This is a genomic window from Colwellia sp. SU-HH01217 (genome assembly GCF_057543495.1).
The window spans coordinates 309,246-325,057 of sequence record NZ_BAAJLX010000002.1 but is presented as its reverse complement, the minus strand read 5'-3'; the positions used below and the strand labels follow the sequence as shown (position 1 = coordinate 325,057).

Annotated in this window: 16 protein-coding genes; 14 read left to right on the top strand and 2 right to left on the bottom strand. The window is 38.4% G+C overall.

Translation table 11 applies throughout. The annotated features are described in order from the left end of the window. Positions 1 to 9: 9 nt before the first annotated feature. The gene (mazG, locus tag AC27G3_RS04620) at positions 10 to 843 is read left to right on the top strand and encodes a nucleoside triphosphate pyrophosphohydrolase (protein WP_487119238.1); all 834 of its coding nucleotides are present in this window, start codon (positions 10 to 12) and stop codon (positions 841 to 843) included. A gap of 37 nt (positions 844 to 880) precedes the next feature. Beyond that, positions 881 to 1,264, top strand: coding sequence for a YbaN family protein (locus AC27G3_RS04615; RefSeq protein ID WP_487119237.1), 384 nt, complete (start codon positions 881 to 883; stop codon positions 1,262 to 1,264). Between the two features lie 6 nt (positions 1,265 to 1,270). Here the strand turns inward: AC27G3_RS04615 and AC27G3_RS04610 are convergent, their stop codons facing one another. Further along, positions 1,271 to 1,855 (bottom strand): DUF4202 domain-containing protein, encoded by a 585-nt coding sequence (locus AC27G3_RS04610; protein WP_487119235.1) that lies wholly within the window; start codon positions 1,853 to 1,855, stop codon positions 1,271 to 1,273. A gap of 290 nt (positions 1,856 to 2,145) precedes the next feature. On the opposite strand from AC27G3_RS04610, the gene pyrG reads away from it, so the two are divergent. The 12 genes from pyrG (at position 2,146) to rpoS (ending at position 13,009) form a co-directional block, all read left to right on the top strand. Further along, positions 2,146 to 3,783, top strand: coding sequence for a CTP synthase (gene pyrG / locus AC27G3_RS04605; RefSeq protein ID WP_487119233.1), 1,638 nt, complete (start codon positions 2,146 to 2,148; stop codon positions 3,781 to 3,783). 117 nt (positions 3,784 to 3,900) lie between these two features. Continuing rightward, positions 3,901 to 5,199, top strand: a complete 1,299-nt coding sequence (gene eno, locus AC27G3_RS04600; RefSeq protein WP_487119232.1) for a phosphopyruvate hydratase — start codon at positions 3,901 to 3,903, stop codon at positions 5,197 to 5,199. A 245-nt stretch (positions 5,200 to 5,444) separates the two neighbouring features. After that, the gene (locus tag AC27G3_RS04595; protein WP_487119230.1) at positions 5,445 to 6,074 is read left to right on the top strand and encodes a hypothetical protein; all 630 of its coding nucleotides are present in this window, start codon (positions 5,445 to 5,447) and stop codon (positions 6,072 to 6,074) included. A gap of 148 nt (positions 6,075 to 6,222) precedes the next feature. After that, a complete protein-coding gene (ftsB, locus tag AC27G3_RS04590; protein ID WP_487119228.1) occupies positions 6,223 to 6,552 on the top strand; it encodes a cell division protein FtsB in 330 nt (109 codons plus the stop codon). Positions 6,553 to 6,554: 2 nt separating this feature from the next. Then, positions 6,555 to 7,277, top strand: a complete 723-nt coding sequence (gene ispD / locus AC27G3_RS04585) for a 2-C-methyl-D-erythritol 4-phosphate cytidylyltransferase (protein ID WP_487119227.1) — start codon at positions 6,555 to 6,557, stop codon at positions 7,275 to 7,277. Positions 7,278 to 7,311: 34 nt separating this feature from the next. Beyond that, entirely contained in the window at positions 7,312 to 7,824 is a 513-nt protein-coding gene (gene ispF / locus AC27G3_RS04580; RefSeq protein WP_487119225.1) for a 2-C-methyl-D-erythritol 2,4-cyclodiphosphate synthase, read from the top strand. Between the two features lie 6 nt (positions 7,825 to 7,830). Then, positions 7,831 to 8,877: a tRNA pseudouridine(13) synthase TruD gene (gene truD, locus AC27G3_RS04575; RefSeq protein WP_487119223.1), complete on the top strand. Its 1,047-nt coding sequence runs from the start codon at positions 7,831 to 7,833 to the stop codon at positions 8,875 to 8,877. A 13-nt stretch (positions 8,878 to 8,890) separates the two neighbouring features. After that, a complete protein-coding gene (gene surE / locus AC27G3_RS04570; protein ID WP_487119221.1) occupies positions 8,891 to 9,643 on the top strand; it encodes a 5'/3'-nucleotidase SurE in 753 nt (250 codons plus the stop codon). 34 nt (positions 9,644 to 9,677) lie between these two features. Next, the gene (locus AC27G3_RS04565) at positions 9,678 to 10,340 is read left to right on the top strand and encodes a protein-L-isoaspartate(D-aspartate) O-methyltransferase (protein ID WP_487119219.1); all 663 of its coding nucleotides are present in this window, start codon (positions 9,678 to 9,680) and stop codon (positions 10,338 to 10,340) included. A gap of 50 nt (positions 10,341 to 10,390) precedes the next feature. After that, positions 10,391 to 10,969, top strand: a complete 579-nt coding sequence (locus AC27G3_RS04560; RefSeq protein WP_487119217.1) for a YqaA family protein — start codon at positions 10,391 to 10,393, stop codon at positions 10,967 to 10,969. Positions 10,970 to 11,169: 200 nt separating this feature from the next. After that, positions 11,170 to 11,988 carry a peptidoglycan DD-metalloendopeptidase family protein gene (locus tag AC27G3_RS04555; RefSeq protein ID WP_487119215.1) on the top strand — a complete coding sequence of 273 codons (819 nt, stop codon included), beginning with the start codon at positions 11,170 to 11,172 and terminating at the stop codon, positions 11,986 to 11,988. 79 nt (positions 11,989 to 12,067) lie between these two features. Then, positions 12,068 to 13,009 carry an RNA polymerase sigma factor RpoS gene (gene rpoS, locus AC27G3_RS04550; RefSeq protein ID WP_487119213.1) on the top strand — a complete coding sequence of 314 codons (942 nt, stop codon included), beginning with the start codon at positions 12,068 to 12,070 and terminating at the stop codon, positions 13,007 to 13,009. A 75-nt stretch (positions 13,010 to 13,084) separates the two neighbouring features. Here the strand turns inward: rpoS and mutS are convergent, their stop codons facing one another. Beyond that, positions 13,085 to 15,667 carry a DNA mismatch repair protein MutS gene (gene mutS / locus AC27G3_RS04545; protein ID WP_487119211.1) on the bottom strand — a complete coding sequence of 861 codons (2,583 nt, stop codon included), beginning with the start codon at positions 15,665 to 15,667 and terminating at the stop codon, positions 13,085 to 13,087. Between the last annotated feature and the right edge of the window lie 145 nt (positions 15,668 to 15,812).

The window sequence follows — 15,812 nt, the reverse complement described above, 5'->3', positions numbered from 1 at the left end:
TGAGAGACTATGTTAAACGAACAAGCTTCAGTAAATAAACTTAAATGGATAATGTCAGCACTTAGGGATCCTAAAACGGGTTGCCCGTGGGATATCAAGCAAGACTTTGCTTCAATTGTTAAATGCACTATTGAAGAGGCATATGAGGTTGCTGATGCAATTGAATCTGAAGATTTTACCGAGCTTGAAAAAGAGCTCGGTGACTTGCTTTTTCAGGTGATTTTTTATAGTCAATTAGGGCAAGAAAAGAAGCTATTCGATTTCGACTCAGTTGTGGCCGCGATTTGTGAAAAACTGATCCGCCGACACCCTCATGTATTTGGTGAGGCTAACTTGACGTCAGATGAAGAAATAAAAGCGAATTGGGAAAATGAAAAAATAAAAGAACGCCAATTAAAAAATGATGCACAACAAGGCGACAGTCATGTGTCTTTGAGTGTTTTGGCTGATATTCCGAAAAATTTACCCGCACTTACTCAGGCTGCCAAAATTCAAAAGCGGTGTTCGCATGTTGGTTTTGATTGGCATGAAATTGATGATGTCTTTGATAAAGTCGCTGAAGAGGTCGACGAAGTTAAGGCTGAAATTAATCACTATAAAAACGGAGAGCCTGACGCTTTAGCAGAAGAATTGGGGGATTTAATGTTTGCAGTGGTAAATTTATGTCGTCATGCAAAACAAGATCCTGAAACTATCCTCAGACAAGCTAATCGAAAATTTTCTAAACGCTTTGCTGGTGTTGAGCAAAGTGTTGAACGTTCTGGCCTTAGTTTTGAACAGCACAGTTTAGCTGAGTTAGAAGACTATTGGCAGCAAGTTAAACAGGCAGAAAAGTTTAAATAAATTTATACCTTAACAAGAGTAACTTAAGGGTTTAGCAATGCTATATAAATGTGTCGGCTATTTGTTTTTAGGGTTAGCAGTACTAGGTGTTGCTTTGCCTGTATTGCCGACAACACCTTTTGTATTAGTCGCTGCTAGTTGTTTTGCTAAATCGTCACCAGCATTACACCGAAAGCTTTTAAATAATAAAGTCTTTGGCCCACTCATTATTAACTGGCAAACTCATCGCGTTATTTCCTTAAAAGCAAAGGTTATCGCTTTAGCAACCATGTTTATATCCATGTGTTGGTCTATTTATATGCTGGACAATATTTATCTACAAGTATTAGTTGCAGGTCTTATTTCTGGCCCTTTCGTGTTTATTTTAACGGTGCCAAGCAAGATTACACCTGTTGAAGATAGAAATGATCAACAGGAATAGTCGTTATTAGGCGAGTGCTTTTCCTACTAAAGTAGATAAATGCTCAGGTAATGTAAGAGTTAACGCAATGTTTTGCCCTTGAACTGACATTTTTCCCCAAGTTTTTTGTAGTACACGGATAATTTTTTCTTCACTGTGTTTTTCAGCAAAATCATCAAAATAGAATTGTAAAAAGACCAGGCAGGCAACATCTTCTAGTGTTTGCGTATCGCTGTTAGATTTGAGTTGCTCTTTGCGAATAATTGCCGCAGTTTGTAAAGACTCCTCAGTAGAGTATCCATGAGTTAACATTAACTCTTGCGTTAATTGTGCATGAAACTTTCCTAAGGCAATACGCCATTTAAAGTAACCTTTTTTACCTAAATCAAATTCTGAGCGTTTTAAATGCCAACGCTTGATGTGCTGAGCTCTAACCGCTACTTGTAATAACTCAGAAGCTTGTGGCCAATGTTGAGTAAGCATATTAGTCATTTGATGACCATAAACATATTCTTTTGGTTGCTCAATATCGTCAAAAACTATTTGATTAGGATCTTCATTATTAATCGCATCAATGGCTGCTAAAATATTGTTAAGGCGTGCATTATTCATAAGAGGTAGCTGTAAAAATTTTGGATAAACTAAGCTTAGCATTTTTACTTCAATAATTTAGCGTGTTTTCATAATATTTTTTAGCGATAGATTCATTGAACATATTGTCGTTGGCATGGGATTTAAGTATAATGTTTTCCCGTCCTGCTAAATTTGTTTTTCAATAGTAAACACATTGCTCTTTCTGCCATTTTTCAGCTGAAAGGGGCGTTCATCTATTGCATTTTTAGCTATCGTAATAGTTGACAGCTATTTGAATATAACCCGTTCATTCTGACTTTTGGTATCACATGACAACTCGATATATTTTTGTAACTGGTGGCGTTGTATCGTCTCTTGGTAAAGGTATTGCAGCAGCATCTCTAGCAGCAATTTTAGAAGCACGTGGCTTAAAAGTTACTATGCTTAAACTGGATCCATACATTAACGTTGATCCTGGGACAATGAGCCCTATTCAACATGGTGAGGTTTTTGTTACCGAAGACGGTGCGGAAACTGATCTCGATTTAGGTCATTACGAGCGTTTTATTCGCACCAAAATGACCAAACGAAATAACTTCACTACTGGTCGTATTTATCAAGATATTTTGGCAAGAGAGCGCAAAGGTGAGTTTTTAGGCGCAACAATTCAAGTTATCCCACATATTACCAATGACATCAAACGTCGTGTAATTGAAGGAGCAGAAGGATACGATGTTGCCATGGTAGAAATTGGCGGCACGGTGGGTGATATTGAATCACAACCATTCTTGGAAGCTATTCGTCAATTAGCCGTTGAATTAGGGCGTGAACGTTCAATGTTTATGCACTTAACTCTTGTGCCATATATAGCTGCAGCGGGCGAAATTAAAACTAAGCCAACTCAACATTCAGTAAAAGAATTACGTTCAATTGGTATTTTTCCTGATATTTTGGTTTGTCGTAGTGAACGCACTATACCTGCGATTGAACGCGGAAAAATTTCATTATTTACTAACGTAGAAGAAAAAGCCGTACTTTCAATGCGAGATGTCGACAGTATTTATAAAGTCCCTGCATTACTGAAATCTCAAGGCATTGATGAGTTAGTGGTAAAACGTTTTGGTTTAGATGTACCTGAAGCAGACTTAAGCGAATGGGAAAAAGTACTTTATCAAGAAGCTAATCCTTCAGGCGAAGTGACTATTGGTATGGTAGGGAAATATATTGAATTACCAGATGCTTATAAATCAATAAACGAAGCGTTAAAACATGCAGGTATTAAAAAGCAAGTTAAAGTAAAAATTCAATACATTGACTCGCAAAATTTAGAGTCTAAAGGTACAGATGCTTTAGCTAACCTTGACGCGATTCTTGTTCCTGGTGGTTTTGGCGAACGTGGTGTAGAAGGTAAAATTCTTGCCGCCCAATATGCTCGTGAAAACAAAGTACCTTATTTAGGCATTTGTTTGGGTATGCAAGTGGCTCTTATTGATTATGCCCGTAATGTTGCTGACTTAACGGGTGCACACAGTACAGAGTTTAACGAAGAAACACCTTACCCGGTTGTTGGTTTAATCAGCGAATGGTTAGACGAAGAAGGCCAAGTAGAGTACCGTCATGAAGGATCAGATTTAGGCGGCACTATGCGCTTAGGCTCTCAATTGTGTCACCTTGTGAAAGGTACCAAAGTGTGTGACGTATATAACAGTGAAACAATTTATGAAAGACACCGTCACCGTTATGAGGTAAATAATAACTACCGAGAACAATTAAGCCAAGCGGGTTTAGTGTTTTCGGGATTATCTACGGATAAAACTTTAGTTGAGGTGATTGAAATTCCTGATCACCCTTGGTTTATTGCTGGGCAGTTCCACCCTGAGTTTAATTCAACTCCGCGTGATGGACACCCATTATTTGAAAGCTTTATTGCTGCCTCGTTTGAGCATCAAAAACAGCAATCTAGCTAAACATACAACTATTGAAAGCCGTAACACTTGTTACGGCTTTTTGTTATTAAATTAAGTTAACAAACGACGCGTAGGTTAACGAAAACTATTTTAGATTTAATTTTAAAGGAAAAAGTAATGTCGACTATTAATAAAATTATTGCTCGTGAAATTATGGACTCACGTGGTAACCCAACCGTAGAAGCTGATGTCTACCTAGAATCTGGTGCTTGGGGACGTGCTGCAGCACCATCTGGCGCATCAACGGGATCTCGTGAAGCTTTAGAACTTCGCGATGGTGATAAAACTCGCTACTTAGGAAAAGGTGTTTTAAAAGCGGTTGCAGCGATAAATAACGATATTCAAAGTGCTTTAATCGGTAAAAGTGCATTAGAGCAAGCGAGCATTGATCAAATCATGATTGATTTAGACGGTACTGAAAATAAAGAAAAATTTGGTGCAAACGCTATTCTTGCTGTTTCATTAGCAGTAGCTAAGGCGGCAGCAATGGAAAAGAAAGTACAATTATTTGAACATATTGCTGACTTAAATGGTACTTCGGGCCAGTATTCACTTCCTTTACCTATGATGAACATCATTAATGGTGGTGAGCACGCTGATAATAACGTTGATATTCAAGAGTTTATGATTCAGCCTGTTAGTGCTAAAAGCTTTAAAGAAGCACTTCGCATGGGCGCTGAAATATTTCATGCATTGAAAAAAGTTTTATCATCGAAAGGATTAAACACTGCCGTTGGTGATGAAGGTGGTTTTGCACCTGACTTAGCATCAAATGCAGATGCACTTGCTGTTATCAAAGAAGCAACTGCTTCAGCAGGCTACGAGTTAGGTAAAGACGTAACCTTAGCTATGGATTGTGCTGCTTCAGAATTTTATGATGCAGACCAAGGTATTTATGATCTTAAAGGCGAAGGCAAGCAATTTACCGCCAATGAGTTTTCAGACTTCTTAGCGACACTTTGTCAGCAATACCCAATTGTTTCTATCGAAGATGGTCTAGACGAGTCAGATTGGGACGGTTTCGCTTACCAAACAAAACTACTAGGTGACAAAGTTCAAATCGTAGGTGATGATTTATTCGTTACTAACACTAAAATCTTAGCACGTGGTATCGAGCAAGGTATCGGTAACTCAATTTTAATTAAGTTCAACCAAATAGGTTCTTTAACAGAAACACTAGCAGCCATCAAAATGGCAAAAGATGCTGGCTTCACAGCGGTTATCTCACACCGTTCAGGTGAAACAGAAGACGCAACAATCGCAGATTTAGCCGTAGGTACAGCAGCAGGTCAAATCAAAACAGGTTCTCTATGTCGTTCAGACCGTGTTTCAAAGTATAATCAACTGTTACGCATTGAAGAGTACTTAGGCGACAAAGCCATCTTTAACGGCTTGAGCGAAGTTAAAGGCCAATAATTAACTCAATAGCTGCGTTGCTCGTGCTTATTGACTATCGTCAACGCCGCGCGAGCGCCTTGCTCTTGGTTAATTATGTCAACAGTACTTATTAGGTTAATCAACACCTTGTACTTAGGACAGTTAACGTCTTAATACACAAAAATCCGATATTTATATCGGATTTTTTTATGGGTAATTTTATCTTTTGTTCACAATCGCGTATGCTTAAACAATAAGCAGTAATTTACTGATTTTTAAGCACCATGACCCAAGCCTCACTTTGGCAAGAACAACAACAATCTCCTGATTATGCAGAGCTTTGCAATGCGCTTTATGAGCGAGAATTGGCATTGCTTGCGAATATGACGTTACCTAGTGCTCAAGCGGTTCAGGGGCGGTTAAAAAGCCTTTCTTATTATATTAATCGCACCGCTTTACTTATGACTCAAGTCGACACGCCTCTTGAGTTAGATGTTCAAAATGCATTGTGGCAAGCAAAACAGAGCAATAAAATTCCTTTAACTGGGCAAATTAGTGAAGACGTAAATACTTGGTACTTATCAATTCCGCTATCGTTAGGGTTAATCGTACCCGTATTTTCGCAAGCGTATTCGAAAGAACATATATTGTTAGATTGTATTGATCGTGTGGATAATGATAATCAGCGATTTAGAACTAACGCTGCAGGTTGGTTTTACTTGACAGAAAACAAAGAATCCAACGACTTCAAACCTCGATTACTTAAACCAAATAAAAAAGTAATGTTAGCTGCTTGTGCAGGGCATTGCTGGCAAGACGGGCAAAAAATACGACCTATTATTCCCAGTTTACGAGAGCTGCTTCTTTCTTGCTCTATTAATTGGAAGAACTTCAAAAAGTCCTCTAATCTATAACGTCCTGTAGATATCACCATTAATTGCTAATTCTGTGCCACTTTAACTTGAATAACAGCAGTGTCTTCAAACTCGCATCTTAGAGTGATTTGAGTATATAATACTGACAACTTTTCACTGCTGTTTCATTTTACTGTAATACTCCGTTATGCGATTAATCACTGCTGGGCTTGTTATATTTTTGATCCTGTTACAATACCGACTTTGGTTTGGTAAAAACAGTGTGCCTGATTACTTGTCTTTACAACACGAAGTTAGCCGTCAGCAGCTTGATAATGAAAAACTAAGACAAAGAAATAAACTTTTATATGCAGACACTGATGATTTAAAACTTGGTGTGGAAGCAATTGAAGAGCGAGCAAGAAACGAGTTAGGGATGATTAAAGAAGGCGAAACTTTTTTTCGAATTATACCTAACCAATCTAAAAGAAACGATCTTGATGATTCCTTTGCTTCAACGAAAAAAACGAAAGAATAACTATGACATCTGGTTTAACGTATCCCTTTAATTCGCTAGTTGTTGTTGTTCCTGCTGCAGGTGCAGGAAAAAGAATGCGAGCAAACTGCCCGAAACAATACTTAAAAATTAATGAACTTAGTGTACTAGAGCACACGGTACTTCGTCTTTTAGCACACAAGGCAATTATTAAAGTTATTGTCGTGATTAGCCAAGAAGATGAATACTTTTGTCAAACAAGCTTGCACAATAACCCTGATATATTAACGGTTAAGGGCGGGCAAGAACGAGTGGATTCGGTACTGTCCGGCCTTAAAGCTATTGATGAAGTAAAGTTTTCATGGGTTATGGTTCATGATGCTGCTCGCCCATGTGTTTCCCACCAAGATATTGATGCGCTGATTGCTAGCTGTCAGTCTAATAAACAAGGTGGTTTATTAGCTTACCCTGTTAAAGACACTATGAAACGGGGGAATAAATCAAGTAAGAACAGTGTTAATTGTACTGTTGAACGTGACGATTTGTGGCATGCACTCACTCCTCAAATGTACCCTGTATCTCAGTTGATACAGGCGATTGAGCAATCTAAAAATGATGCTGCCAATATTACTGATGAATCGTCAGCAATTGAACATGTTGGTTTGCCAAGTTTATTAGTTGAAGGCAGTAGTGAAAATATTAAAATAACGCGCCCAGAAGATTTAGCGCTAGCAACGTTTTATCTTGCTCAACATAACGCTACTTAACAAAATAGAGCAAAGTTTTTAAAAAGGAAGTGATATGCGAATTGGTCATGGTTTTGATGTTCATAAATTTGGTGGCAAAGGGCCCCTTATTTTAGCCGGTATAGAAATACCTTATAAACAAGGCTTTATTGCTCATTCTGATGGTGATGTTGCAATCCATGCTTTATGTGATGCTATTTTAGGAGCTTTAGCTTTAGCTGACATTGGTAATCACTTTCCTGATACAGATGCAAAGTTTGAGAATATTTCTAGTCGAATATTACTCAGACATGTTGTTAAATTGATGACAGAAAAAGAGTATGAAGTTGGAAATATTGATTTAACCATTGTTGCACAAGCACCTAAAATCGCACCTCATTTAATAGCCATGCGTGAGTGTTTATCACAAGACTTAGTATGCGACGTTTCTCAAGTTAATGTAAAAGCAACTACCACTGAAAAACTTGGCTATGCCGGTCGAAAAGAAGGTGTTGCCGTGCATTGTGTTGTTTTACTAAGGCCTATTGTCCAAGCTTTCGAGTCCATTCCTCTCACCCCAGAAGGTTAGTTTTACATGTCAGCAGTACTTGCTTATTTATTTGGTAAACCCAAGTCTTCTGGGTTGTTACGTTCAACTGAAAGCGATTTTAAAGTGTTTGAAGAATTACCTTTTCAGCCTTGTGGCGAGGGTGAACACTTACTTATTCATATTCGTAAAATAGGTCAGAATACTTTAACGGTTGTTAGTGCCTTGGCTAAATACTTTAAAGTAAAGGAGCAGTTAGTTTCTTATGCGGGTTTAAAAGATCGCTTTGCTGTTACCGAGCAGTGGTTTGGTGTACACCTTCCTGGAAAAGAAAACTACGATTTGAGCGATCTGCACATTGATGGTGTTGAAGTAATATCTTTTAAACGCCATAACAAAAAATTACGTATTGGAGCGTTAACGGGCAATCATTTTGAATTAACATTAAGAGATGTTACCGAGATTGAAACGTTAAAGCAGCGCTGGCAAAAGATTATTGACCATGGTGTTCCCAATTATTTTGGTGAGCAACGTTTTGGCATTGATGGCGGTAATATTGACAAAGCTAAACAGCTTTTTGCTGGTGATATTAAAGTTAAAAATAAAAAAAAACGGGGTTTTTACTTATCTGCGGCAAGATCTTATATATTTAATGAACTGGTTAATAAGCGCATTGAACATGATTATTTTGATCGCCTCGTTGAAGGTGATGTTTGCATGTTATCAGGAACTCAGTCTGTATTTATAGCCCAAACAGTTGATGAAGCTCTAACAGAACGGTTACTGAGTAAAGATATTGATATTACCGCACCACTTTGGGGAGCTGGCGAGTTAATGTCTCAAGGTGAAACTCGCCATTTTGAACAACAAATGGCTGGGGCTGAGTCTGAACTTTGTCAAGGTTTAGCAAAATTTGGCTTAAAGCAAGAGCGTCGCAGAATTCGTTTAAACTTGTCACAGCCGACTATTGAAATAAAAACAGAGACCGAACAACTCAGTATTGTAACATTAAAATTTTTTCTGCCTGCAGGCTGTTATGCCACAACAATTTTAAGAGAATTAATTGATTATACCGATGTTAACTCGTCTAAGTAGAAGATAAAGACAAATGAAAATATTGCTCAGTAATGATGATGGCGTTAATGCTTTAGGTATAAAGGTTTTATATCAAGAATTAATGAAACTAGCCAAGGTTACCGTGGTAGCTCCTGATAGAAACTGTAGTGGCGCCAGCAACTCACTCACTTTATTAAACCCTTTACGCGCACAGACTCTAGAGAATGGGTTTATCTCTGTTAATGGTACACCTACAGATGCTGTTCATGTAGGCATTAGCCAGTTAACAAACCCTATGCCTGATTTAGTCGTGGCAGGCATTAATAATGGCGCCAATTTAGGGGACGATACTCTATATTCTGGTACAGTTGCCGCAGCAACCGAAGGGCGACATATGGGAATGCCCGCTGTAGCAGTTTCGTTAGTGGGTCATAAAGAAGCGCACTATCAAACCGCAGCTGTAGTTGCGGCCAAAATTATTCTTAGGTTGCAAGCACACCCTTTACCTGCGGACCAAATATTAAATATAAATGTGCCAGATATTCCATTATCGATGTTAAAAGGTGTTAAAGTAACGCGCTTAGGGCATCGCCATAAAGCCGAAACCATGAAAAAAATGCAAGATCCATGGCAACGTGACATTTACTGGTACGGAACATTAGGACAAGAGTTAGACGGCGGAGAAGGAACAGACTTTTATGCTGTTGCTAATGGGTACGCCTCAATAACCCCTTTAACAGTAGATATGACTGCCCATAAAAGTTTGTCATCCATGACTGAGTGGTTGAAGAACCTTTCACTGTAAATCGTTAATAAAAGTTGAGTAAAAGAGCTGTAGTATGAATGTAAGAATCGCGAAAAGTATCAGTGGAAAGTCAAGTCGCAGTGGAGAAATTTTAGCCCAAAAATTGCATGCCGAAGGTATTGTCAGCCAACAAGTGTTACAAGCGATTGCTCGAACTCCCCGCCATATTTTTGTTCCGGAAATTCTTGCTCATAAAGCTTACGATAATACCGCTTTGCCTATAGGGCAGGGACAAACTATTTCTCAACCTTATATTGTTGCTAAAATGTCTGAGTTATTATTAGCTCAAGGTTTACCTAAAAATATTTTAGAAATTGGTACAGGTTCGGGTTATCAAACGGCTATTTTAGCGCAATTAACACAAAACGTATTTTCTGTAGAACGCATTAAAGCGTTACAGTGGCAGGCAAAGCGACGGTTAAAATCAATGGATTTACATAATGTTTCAATGAAGCATGGCGATGGTTGGCAAGGCTGGGCCAGTAAAGCGCCTTTTGATGCAATAATTGTCACTGCAGCGCCAACCAGTGTGCCTAAAGCACTATTAGAGCAACTTGCTGATGGCGGACGTTTAATTATTCCAGTTGGGGATGATCAACAAGTCCTTAAAGTGATCACCCGAAATAACAATTCATATAGCGAGCAACAGGTAGAAGCTGTTCGCTTTGTACCTTTAGTTCCTGGCGATTTGTTATAAGCCATTTTATACGTTTAATTTAATACTAATCTTACCTGAGTTAACAAACAGTGAAAATTTTTTCTACATTATATCAATGGACATTACGTTGGGCAGAGCACCAATTTGCACCAAGAATTTTAGCCATACTAACGTTTGCCGAGTCTGTTTTTTTTCCAATTCCTCCTGATGTGCTTTTAGCGCCAATGGTTTTGGCTAAGCCCCAAAAAGCTTGGTACTTTGCTAGTTTAACGACAATTGCTTCTGTTCTGGGCGGGGCGGTAGGATTTTTTCTAGGGTATTTTATGTTTGAACCCTGGATTCAACCTATTATTTTTGAGCTTGGTTATCAAGCACGCTTTGAAAAAATTATGACTTGGTTTGAGCAGTGGGGCGTGTGGGTCGTTTTTATTGCAGGCTTTTCCCCTGTGCCGTATAAGTTATTTACTGTAAGTGCTGGCTTTTTACATATGGCGTTTTTACCTTTTATACTAGTTTCATTTATTGGCCGTGGTATGCGTTTTTTCTTAGTGGCAGGGCTTATTAAGTGGGGGGGCGCTGCAATGGAGAGCAAAATTCGTCAATATATTGATTTTTTAGGTTGGGGCGTTGTTTTACTTATTGTGCTGGTTTATTTATTTAATCGTTAGAAATCATAGCGTCTTAAAGGTAGTATTAAAGTTAGTAAGCTGAACTCAGGTTAAGTTAACTAATTGTTTTAAGTTTTGCACAAGGAGATATTTATTTTAACCATGTATTGCACCACTCATTGTCGGAGAAGGAATACCTTTATATCATAATGAGGCAAGTTAATTTAAAATGGGTAAACTGTTATTGGGCATTCATTGCTATGGCCTTTTTCTTACTGTCTGGTTGTTCAACTAGAGAAACACCCGCTCCCGTCGTCAATGCTTATAGTACAACTCCTCTTAAAGATCGTGTTAAAAATAGCATCAGTTCTACCTATTACACCGTTAAACCGGGAGAAACTTTATACTCTATTGCATGGCGTGCAAATTCAGATGTTAGACAGTTAGCAAAGCTGAATAAAATTTCGTCTCCTTATAAAATTTTTCCGGGGCAAAAATTAATTGTTTCTGAAAAAAAATCATTAAAACCCTCCCAAGCTAGTAGTAATAAGAGTTATGCAAAAAACTCGAATAAAAGCTCTAGCAAAAACGTTCAAAAAACCATAAAAAAAACTGTTGCACCGAATAAAAAGCAGGAGTATGGTAAAAATGTAAGTGAGCAAAAAGTAAGCGAAAAAGCCACTTCACAAGGTTCAACCTTCTCAGCAAAAATAAGAGAATGGCAGTGGCCAGCTAATGGAAAAGTGATAGCTCGATTTTCTACGGCACAACATGGTAATAAAGGCATTGATATCGCAGGTCGGCGAGGCAATAAAGTTAAAGCGGCAGCCGATGGTAAAGTAGTTTATGCGGGAAGTGCATTAAGCGGTTATGGAAAATTAATTATTGTTAAACACAATGACGATTACCTTAGCGCTTATGCACATAACGATAAAATACTGGTTAAAGAAAAACAACAGGTAAAGGTTGGCGATGTTATTGCAAGAATGGGTGACACAGACGCGAAAAGAGTCATGCTTCATTTTGAAGTTCGCTTTCGAGGAAAATCTGTTAACCCTATGAAGTACTTACCTAAATAATACTTATAACTAAAAAGATGGAGTTACCGTGAATATTTAATCTAATTATTAGCTTTGCTACTTTATTGGGAGATATAGTATGGGCGTAACAACGAAAGAACAAAAAGAAAAAAATGCAGTTTCACAAGCAGATAATAAAAGGACCAAGGAAGTGTCTACAAAAACTAAAGAGAGAGTTTCGTCATCTAGTTTGGATCCAACACAGATTTATTTAGGTGAGATCGGCTTTTCTCCATTATTAACAGCAGAAGAAGAAGTATATTTTTCGCGTTTATCACTTAAAGGTGATGAACCTTCACGAAAACGTATGATTGAAAGTAATTTACGTTTAGTTGTCAAAATAGCCCGTCGATATAATAATCGTGGCTTACCCTTATTAGATTTAATTGAAGAAGGTAACTTAGGGCTCATTCGAGCCGTTGAAAAATTTGATCCTGAGCGTGGTTTCAGGTTTTCAACTTATGCCACATGGTGGATACGTCAAACCATTGAACGTGCCATTATGAATCAAACCCGTACTATTCGATTACCTATTCATGTTGTAAAAGAACTTAACATCTATTTACGCACCTCAAAAGAATTAGTACAAAAGCTGGATCATGAGCCAACCGCAGAAGATATTGCTCAAGCACTTGATAAGCCAGTGGCTGACGTAGCAAAAATGCTTAAACTCAACGAGCGTATTACTTCTGTAGATACCCCGTTTGGTGGCGATTCAGATAAAGCTTTATTAGATGTTATCCCTGATGAAAAAAATAGTGGTCCAGAAGGCGATTTACAGTCTGCGGATATGAGTCATAATATTATTCATTGGTTAAATGAGCTAAATACCAAGCAAAGAGAAGTACTTGCGAGACGATTTGGTTTGATGGGTTATGAAGCGGCGACCTTAGAAGATGTCGGTAGAGAAATTGGCTTAACTCGAGAACGAGTACGTCAAATCCAAGTCGAAGCTTTAAAACGTTTACGTGATATTTTGAGTCAACAAAATCTCTCCATTGAAGCGATTTTTCAAGCCTAATAACAACTGTTAAATTAAAGCCAGCATATTTGCTGGCTTTTTTATGTATGCGTAAATAATTGTAATTACAGTGGCTTATAATTGCTCTTTCAGTTGAAACAATAAATCGAGTGCTTGTTTTGGACTTAATTCGTTAATATCTAAGTCTTGAATCGCGTCAACTATTGGATGTGTTTGATCGACTAAAGACAACTGCTCAAATAAACTCTCATCATTGGGTAAAACAGAAGGTGTTTGATTACTCTCTAATTCACTTAAGCGCTGTTTAGCGCGTTGGATCACTTTCTTAGGGACACCGGCTAGTTGAGCCACTTGCAAACCAAAGCTCTTACTCGCAGCTCCCTCTTGAACCGCATGCATAAAAATAATGTTGTCATTGTGTTCAACAGCATCAAGATGGACATTGGCAACGCCATCTATTTGCCCTGCCAACTGTGTTAACTCGAAGTAATGACTAGCAAATAATGTAAAAGCTTTAGTTTGTATCGCTAACATTTCTGCACATGCCCAAGCTAAAGACAAACCATCGTAGGTGCTTGTACCACGACCAATTTCATCAAGCAGTACTAAACTTTTTTCTGTGGCGTTATGCAAAATATTTGCAGTTTCCGTCATTTCAACCATAAAGGTAGAACGACCACTTGCAAGATCATCAGATGCTCCGATGCGTGTAAATATACGATCAACCATGCCAATATTCGCAGCACTTGCCGGAACAAAGCAACCAATATGTGCTAAAAGTACAATTAATGCCGTTTGTCGCATATAGGTTGATTTACCCCCCATGTTAGGTCCTGTGATGATTAACATCTTTCGTTGAGGCGTTAATACCACAGGGTTAGCGATAAAGGCATCTTGAGTCATTTGCTCTACAACCGGATGGCGGCCTGCTTCTATATTAATACCTGGCGCTTTCGATAAAGTAGGCTTGGCATAATTGAGCGCTTCGCTTCGTTGGGCAAAAGTATTTAGTACATCTAATTCGGCAATTGCCTGAGCTAATCGTTGTAACCTCTCAAGCTCAGGGAGTACTTGATCAAATAATTGATCATATAAACGTTTTTCTAATGCTAAAAATTTACTTTGTGCATTTAACACCGTCACTTCGTGCTGTTTCAATTCTTCAGTAATAAAGCGTTCATTATTTTTTAGCGTTTGTCGGCGTATATAATCGTCGGGCACTTCACTAGCAGCACTGCGACTTATTTCTATAAAGAAACCATGAACTTTATTGTAACCCACTTTTAATGATTGAATACCTGTACGCTGTTTCTCTTTTGCTTCAAGTTGAGCTAAAAAGTCGGTAGCACCATCGCTCAAATCGCGAAGTACGTCGAGTTCGTCATGATAACCTGGCGCTATAACGCCGCCATCGCGTATCAACACTGGTGGGTTCTCAACCAGTGCCTGCTCAAGTAATTGTTGAATACTCGAAATTGGTAAGCTGCTCTTTGCTAGTGTAGGTAGATACCCCGTAGTAAACACCTGCAAATTTTCTTGTAACTCAGGAAGCAGTATTAAAGCATTTCTCAGGCGGGCAAAGTCACGAGGGCGAGCAGAGCGAAGCGCAATGCGCGAAACTATACGCTCTATATCACCTAATTGTTTCAATAGATTGTGTAAATCAACATGTTGATCAGCCGCTAAAATATCACTAATTGCACTGTGCCGGTTTGTTAAAACATCAATATCCCTTAGTGGGAAATGAATCCAACGTTTTAATAAACGAGATCCCATGGGGGTGGCTGATTTATCTAGAACTGATGCTAAGGTATTCTCAGTACCGCCATGTAAGTTCGTCGTTAACTCAAGGTTTCGTCGAGTTGCAGCATCTAAAATAACGCCAGTAGCAGAAGATTCACAAACAATATTTCTAATATGCGGTAATGAACTACGTTGACATTCTTTTACGTATTGAAATAAACAGCCGGCGGCAGACAAACCTAATGTCTTATCATTTACACCAAACCCGGTAAGTTCTTTAGTGCCAAATTGTTGATTTAATAAACTGTTTGCCGTATCTAAATCAAATTCCCAGTCTGGGCGGCGACGTAAACCTTTGTAACTCTCAATTAAAGTAAACTGTTTAAATGATTCTGGGTAGAGAAGCTCAGCTGGGGTAAGTCGCTGCAATTCGGCGAGTAACTGTTCTTGGCTTTGTGGCTCAGTTAATACAAAACGGCCGCTAGTCATATCGAGATAAGCTAAACCAAAAATATTCTTAGTTAAAGTTGCTGGCGATTCAAAAATAGCAACGATTAAATTGTCTTGCTTATCGACAAGTAAGGCTTCGTCACTAACGGTACCGGGAGTGACTACTCTAACAACTTTTCGCTCAACAGGGCCTTTACTTGTGGCAGGATCGCCGATTTGTTCACAAATAGCGACCGACTCACCTAATTTAACCAATTTAGCTAAATAGGTATCAACAGAGTGATAAGGAACACCAGCCATAGGAATAGCATTACCGCCTGTTTTACCTCGTGCTGTTAACGATATATCTAGTAAATCAGCAGCTTTTTTAGCGTCATCAAAGAATAATTCATAAAAATCCCCCATACGATAAAAAATTAAAATATTAGGAAATTCAGCTTTAATGGTTAGATACTGACGCATCATAGGGGTGTGAGAACTTAAATCTTGCGGTGATGTTGTCATTTAAATCTTTTTATTCGTATGGTCATGTAAAATTGAAGCTGTAGATTATGACATAAAGCTTGAGGAGAGATCTTAATTATTTTGTTAATTAAAAAGGATTTTGCGCGCGGTACAATCATGTTGAAAACAACTGTACAGGTTACTG

What these genes read in the sequence shown, in the direction of transcription:
- mazG (WP_487119238.1), top strand. Translation starts at nt 10, where the DNA reads ATGTTAAACGAACAAGCTTCAGTAAATAAACTTAAATGGATAATGTCA.
- AC27G3_RS04615 (WP_487119237.1), top strand. Translation starts at nt 881, where the DNA reads ATGCTATATAAATGTGTCGGCTATTTGTTTTTAGGGTTAGCAGTACTA.
- AC27G3_RS04610 (WP_487119235.1), bottom strand. Translation starts at nt 1,855, where the DNA reads ATGAATAATGCACGCCTTAACAATATTTTAGCAGCCATTGATGCGATT.
- pyrG (WP_487119233.1), top strand. Translation starts at nt 2,146, where the DNA reads ATGACAACTCGATATATTTTTGTAACTGGTGGCGTTGTATCGTCTCTT.
- eno (WP_487119232.1), top strand. Translation starts at nt 3,901, where the DNA reads ATGTCGACTATTAATAAAATTATTGCTCGTGAAATTATGGACTCACGT.
- AC27G3_RS04595 (WP_487119230.1), top strand. Translation starts at nt 5,445, where the DNA reads ATGACCCAAGCCTCACTTTGGCAAGAACAACAACAATCTCCTGATTAT.
- ftsB (WP_487119228.1), top strand. Translation starts at nt 6,223, where the DNA reads ATGCGATTAATCACTGCTGGGCTTGTTATATTTTTGATCCTGTTACAA.
- ispD (WP_487119227.1), top strand. Translation starts at nt 6,555, where the DNA reads ATGACATCTGGTTTAACGTATCCCTTTAATTCGCTAGTTGTTGTTGTT.
- ispF (WP_487119225.1), top strand. Translation starts at nt 7,312, where the DNA reads ATGCGAATTGGTCATGGTTTTGATGTTCATAAATTTGGTGGCAAAGGG.
- truD (WP_487119223.1), top strand. Translation starts at nt 7,831, where the DNA reads ATGTCAGCAGTACTTGCTTATTTATTTGGTAAACCCAAGTCTTCTGGG.
- surE (WP_487119221.1), top strand. Translation starts at nt 8,891, where the DNA reads ATGAAAATATTGCTCAGTAATGATGATGGCGTTAATGCTTTAGGTATA.
- AC27G3_RS04565 (WP_487119219.1), top strand. Translation starts at nt 9,678, where the DNA reads ATGAATGTAAGAATCGCGAAAAGTATCAGTGGAAAGTCAAGTCGCAGT.
- AC27G3_RS04555 (WP_487119215.1), top strand. Translation starts at nt 11,170, where the DNA reads ATGGCCTTTTTCTTACTGTCTGGTTGTTCAACTAGAGAAACACCCGCT.
- rpoS (WP_487119213.1), top strand. Translation starts at nt 12,068, where the DNA reads ATGGGCGTAACAACGAAAGAACAAAAAGAAAAAAATGCAGTTTCACAA.
- mutS (WP_487119211.1), bottom strand. Translation starts at nt 15,667, where the DNA reads ATGACAACATCACCGCAAGATTTAAGTTCTCACACCCCTATGATGCGT.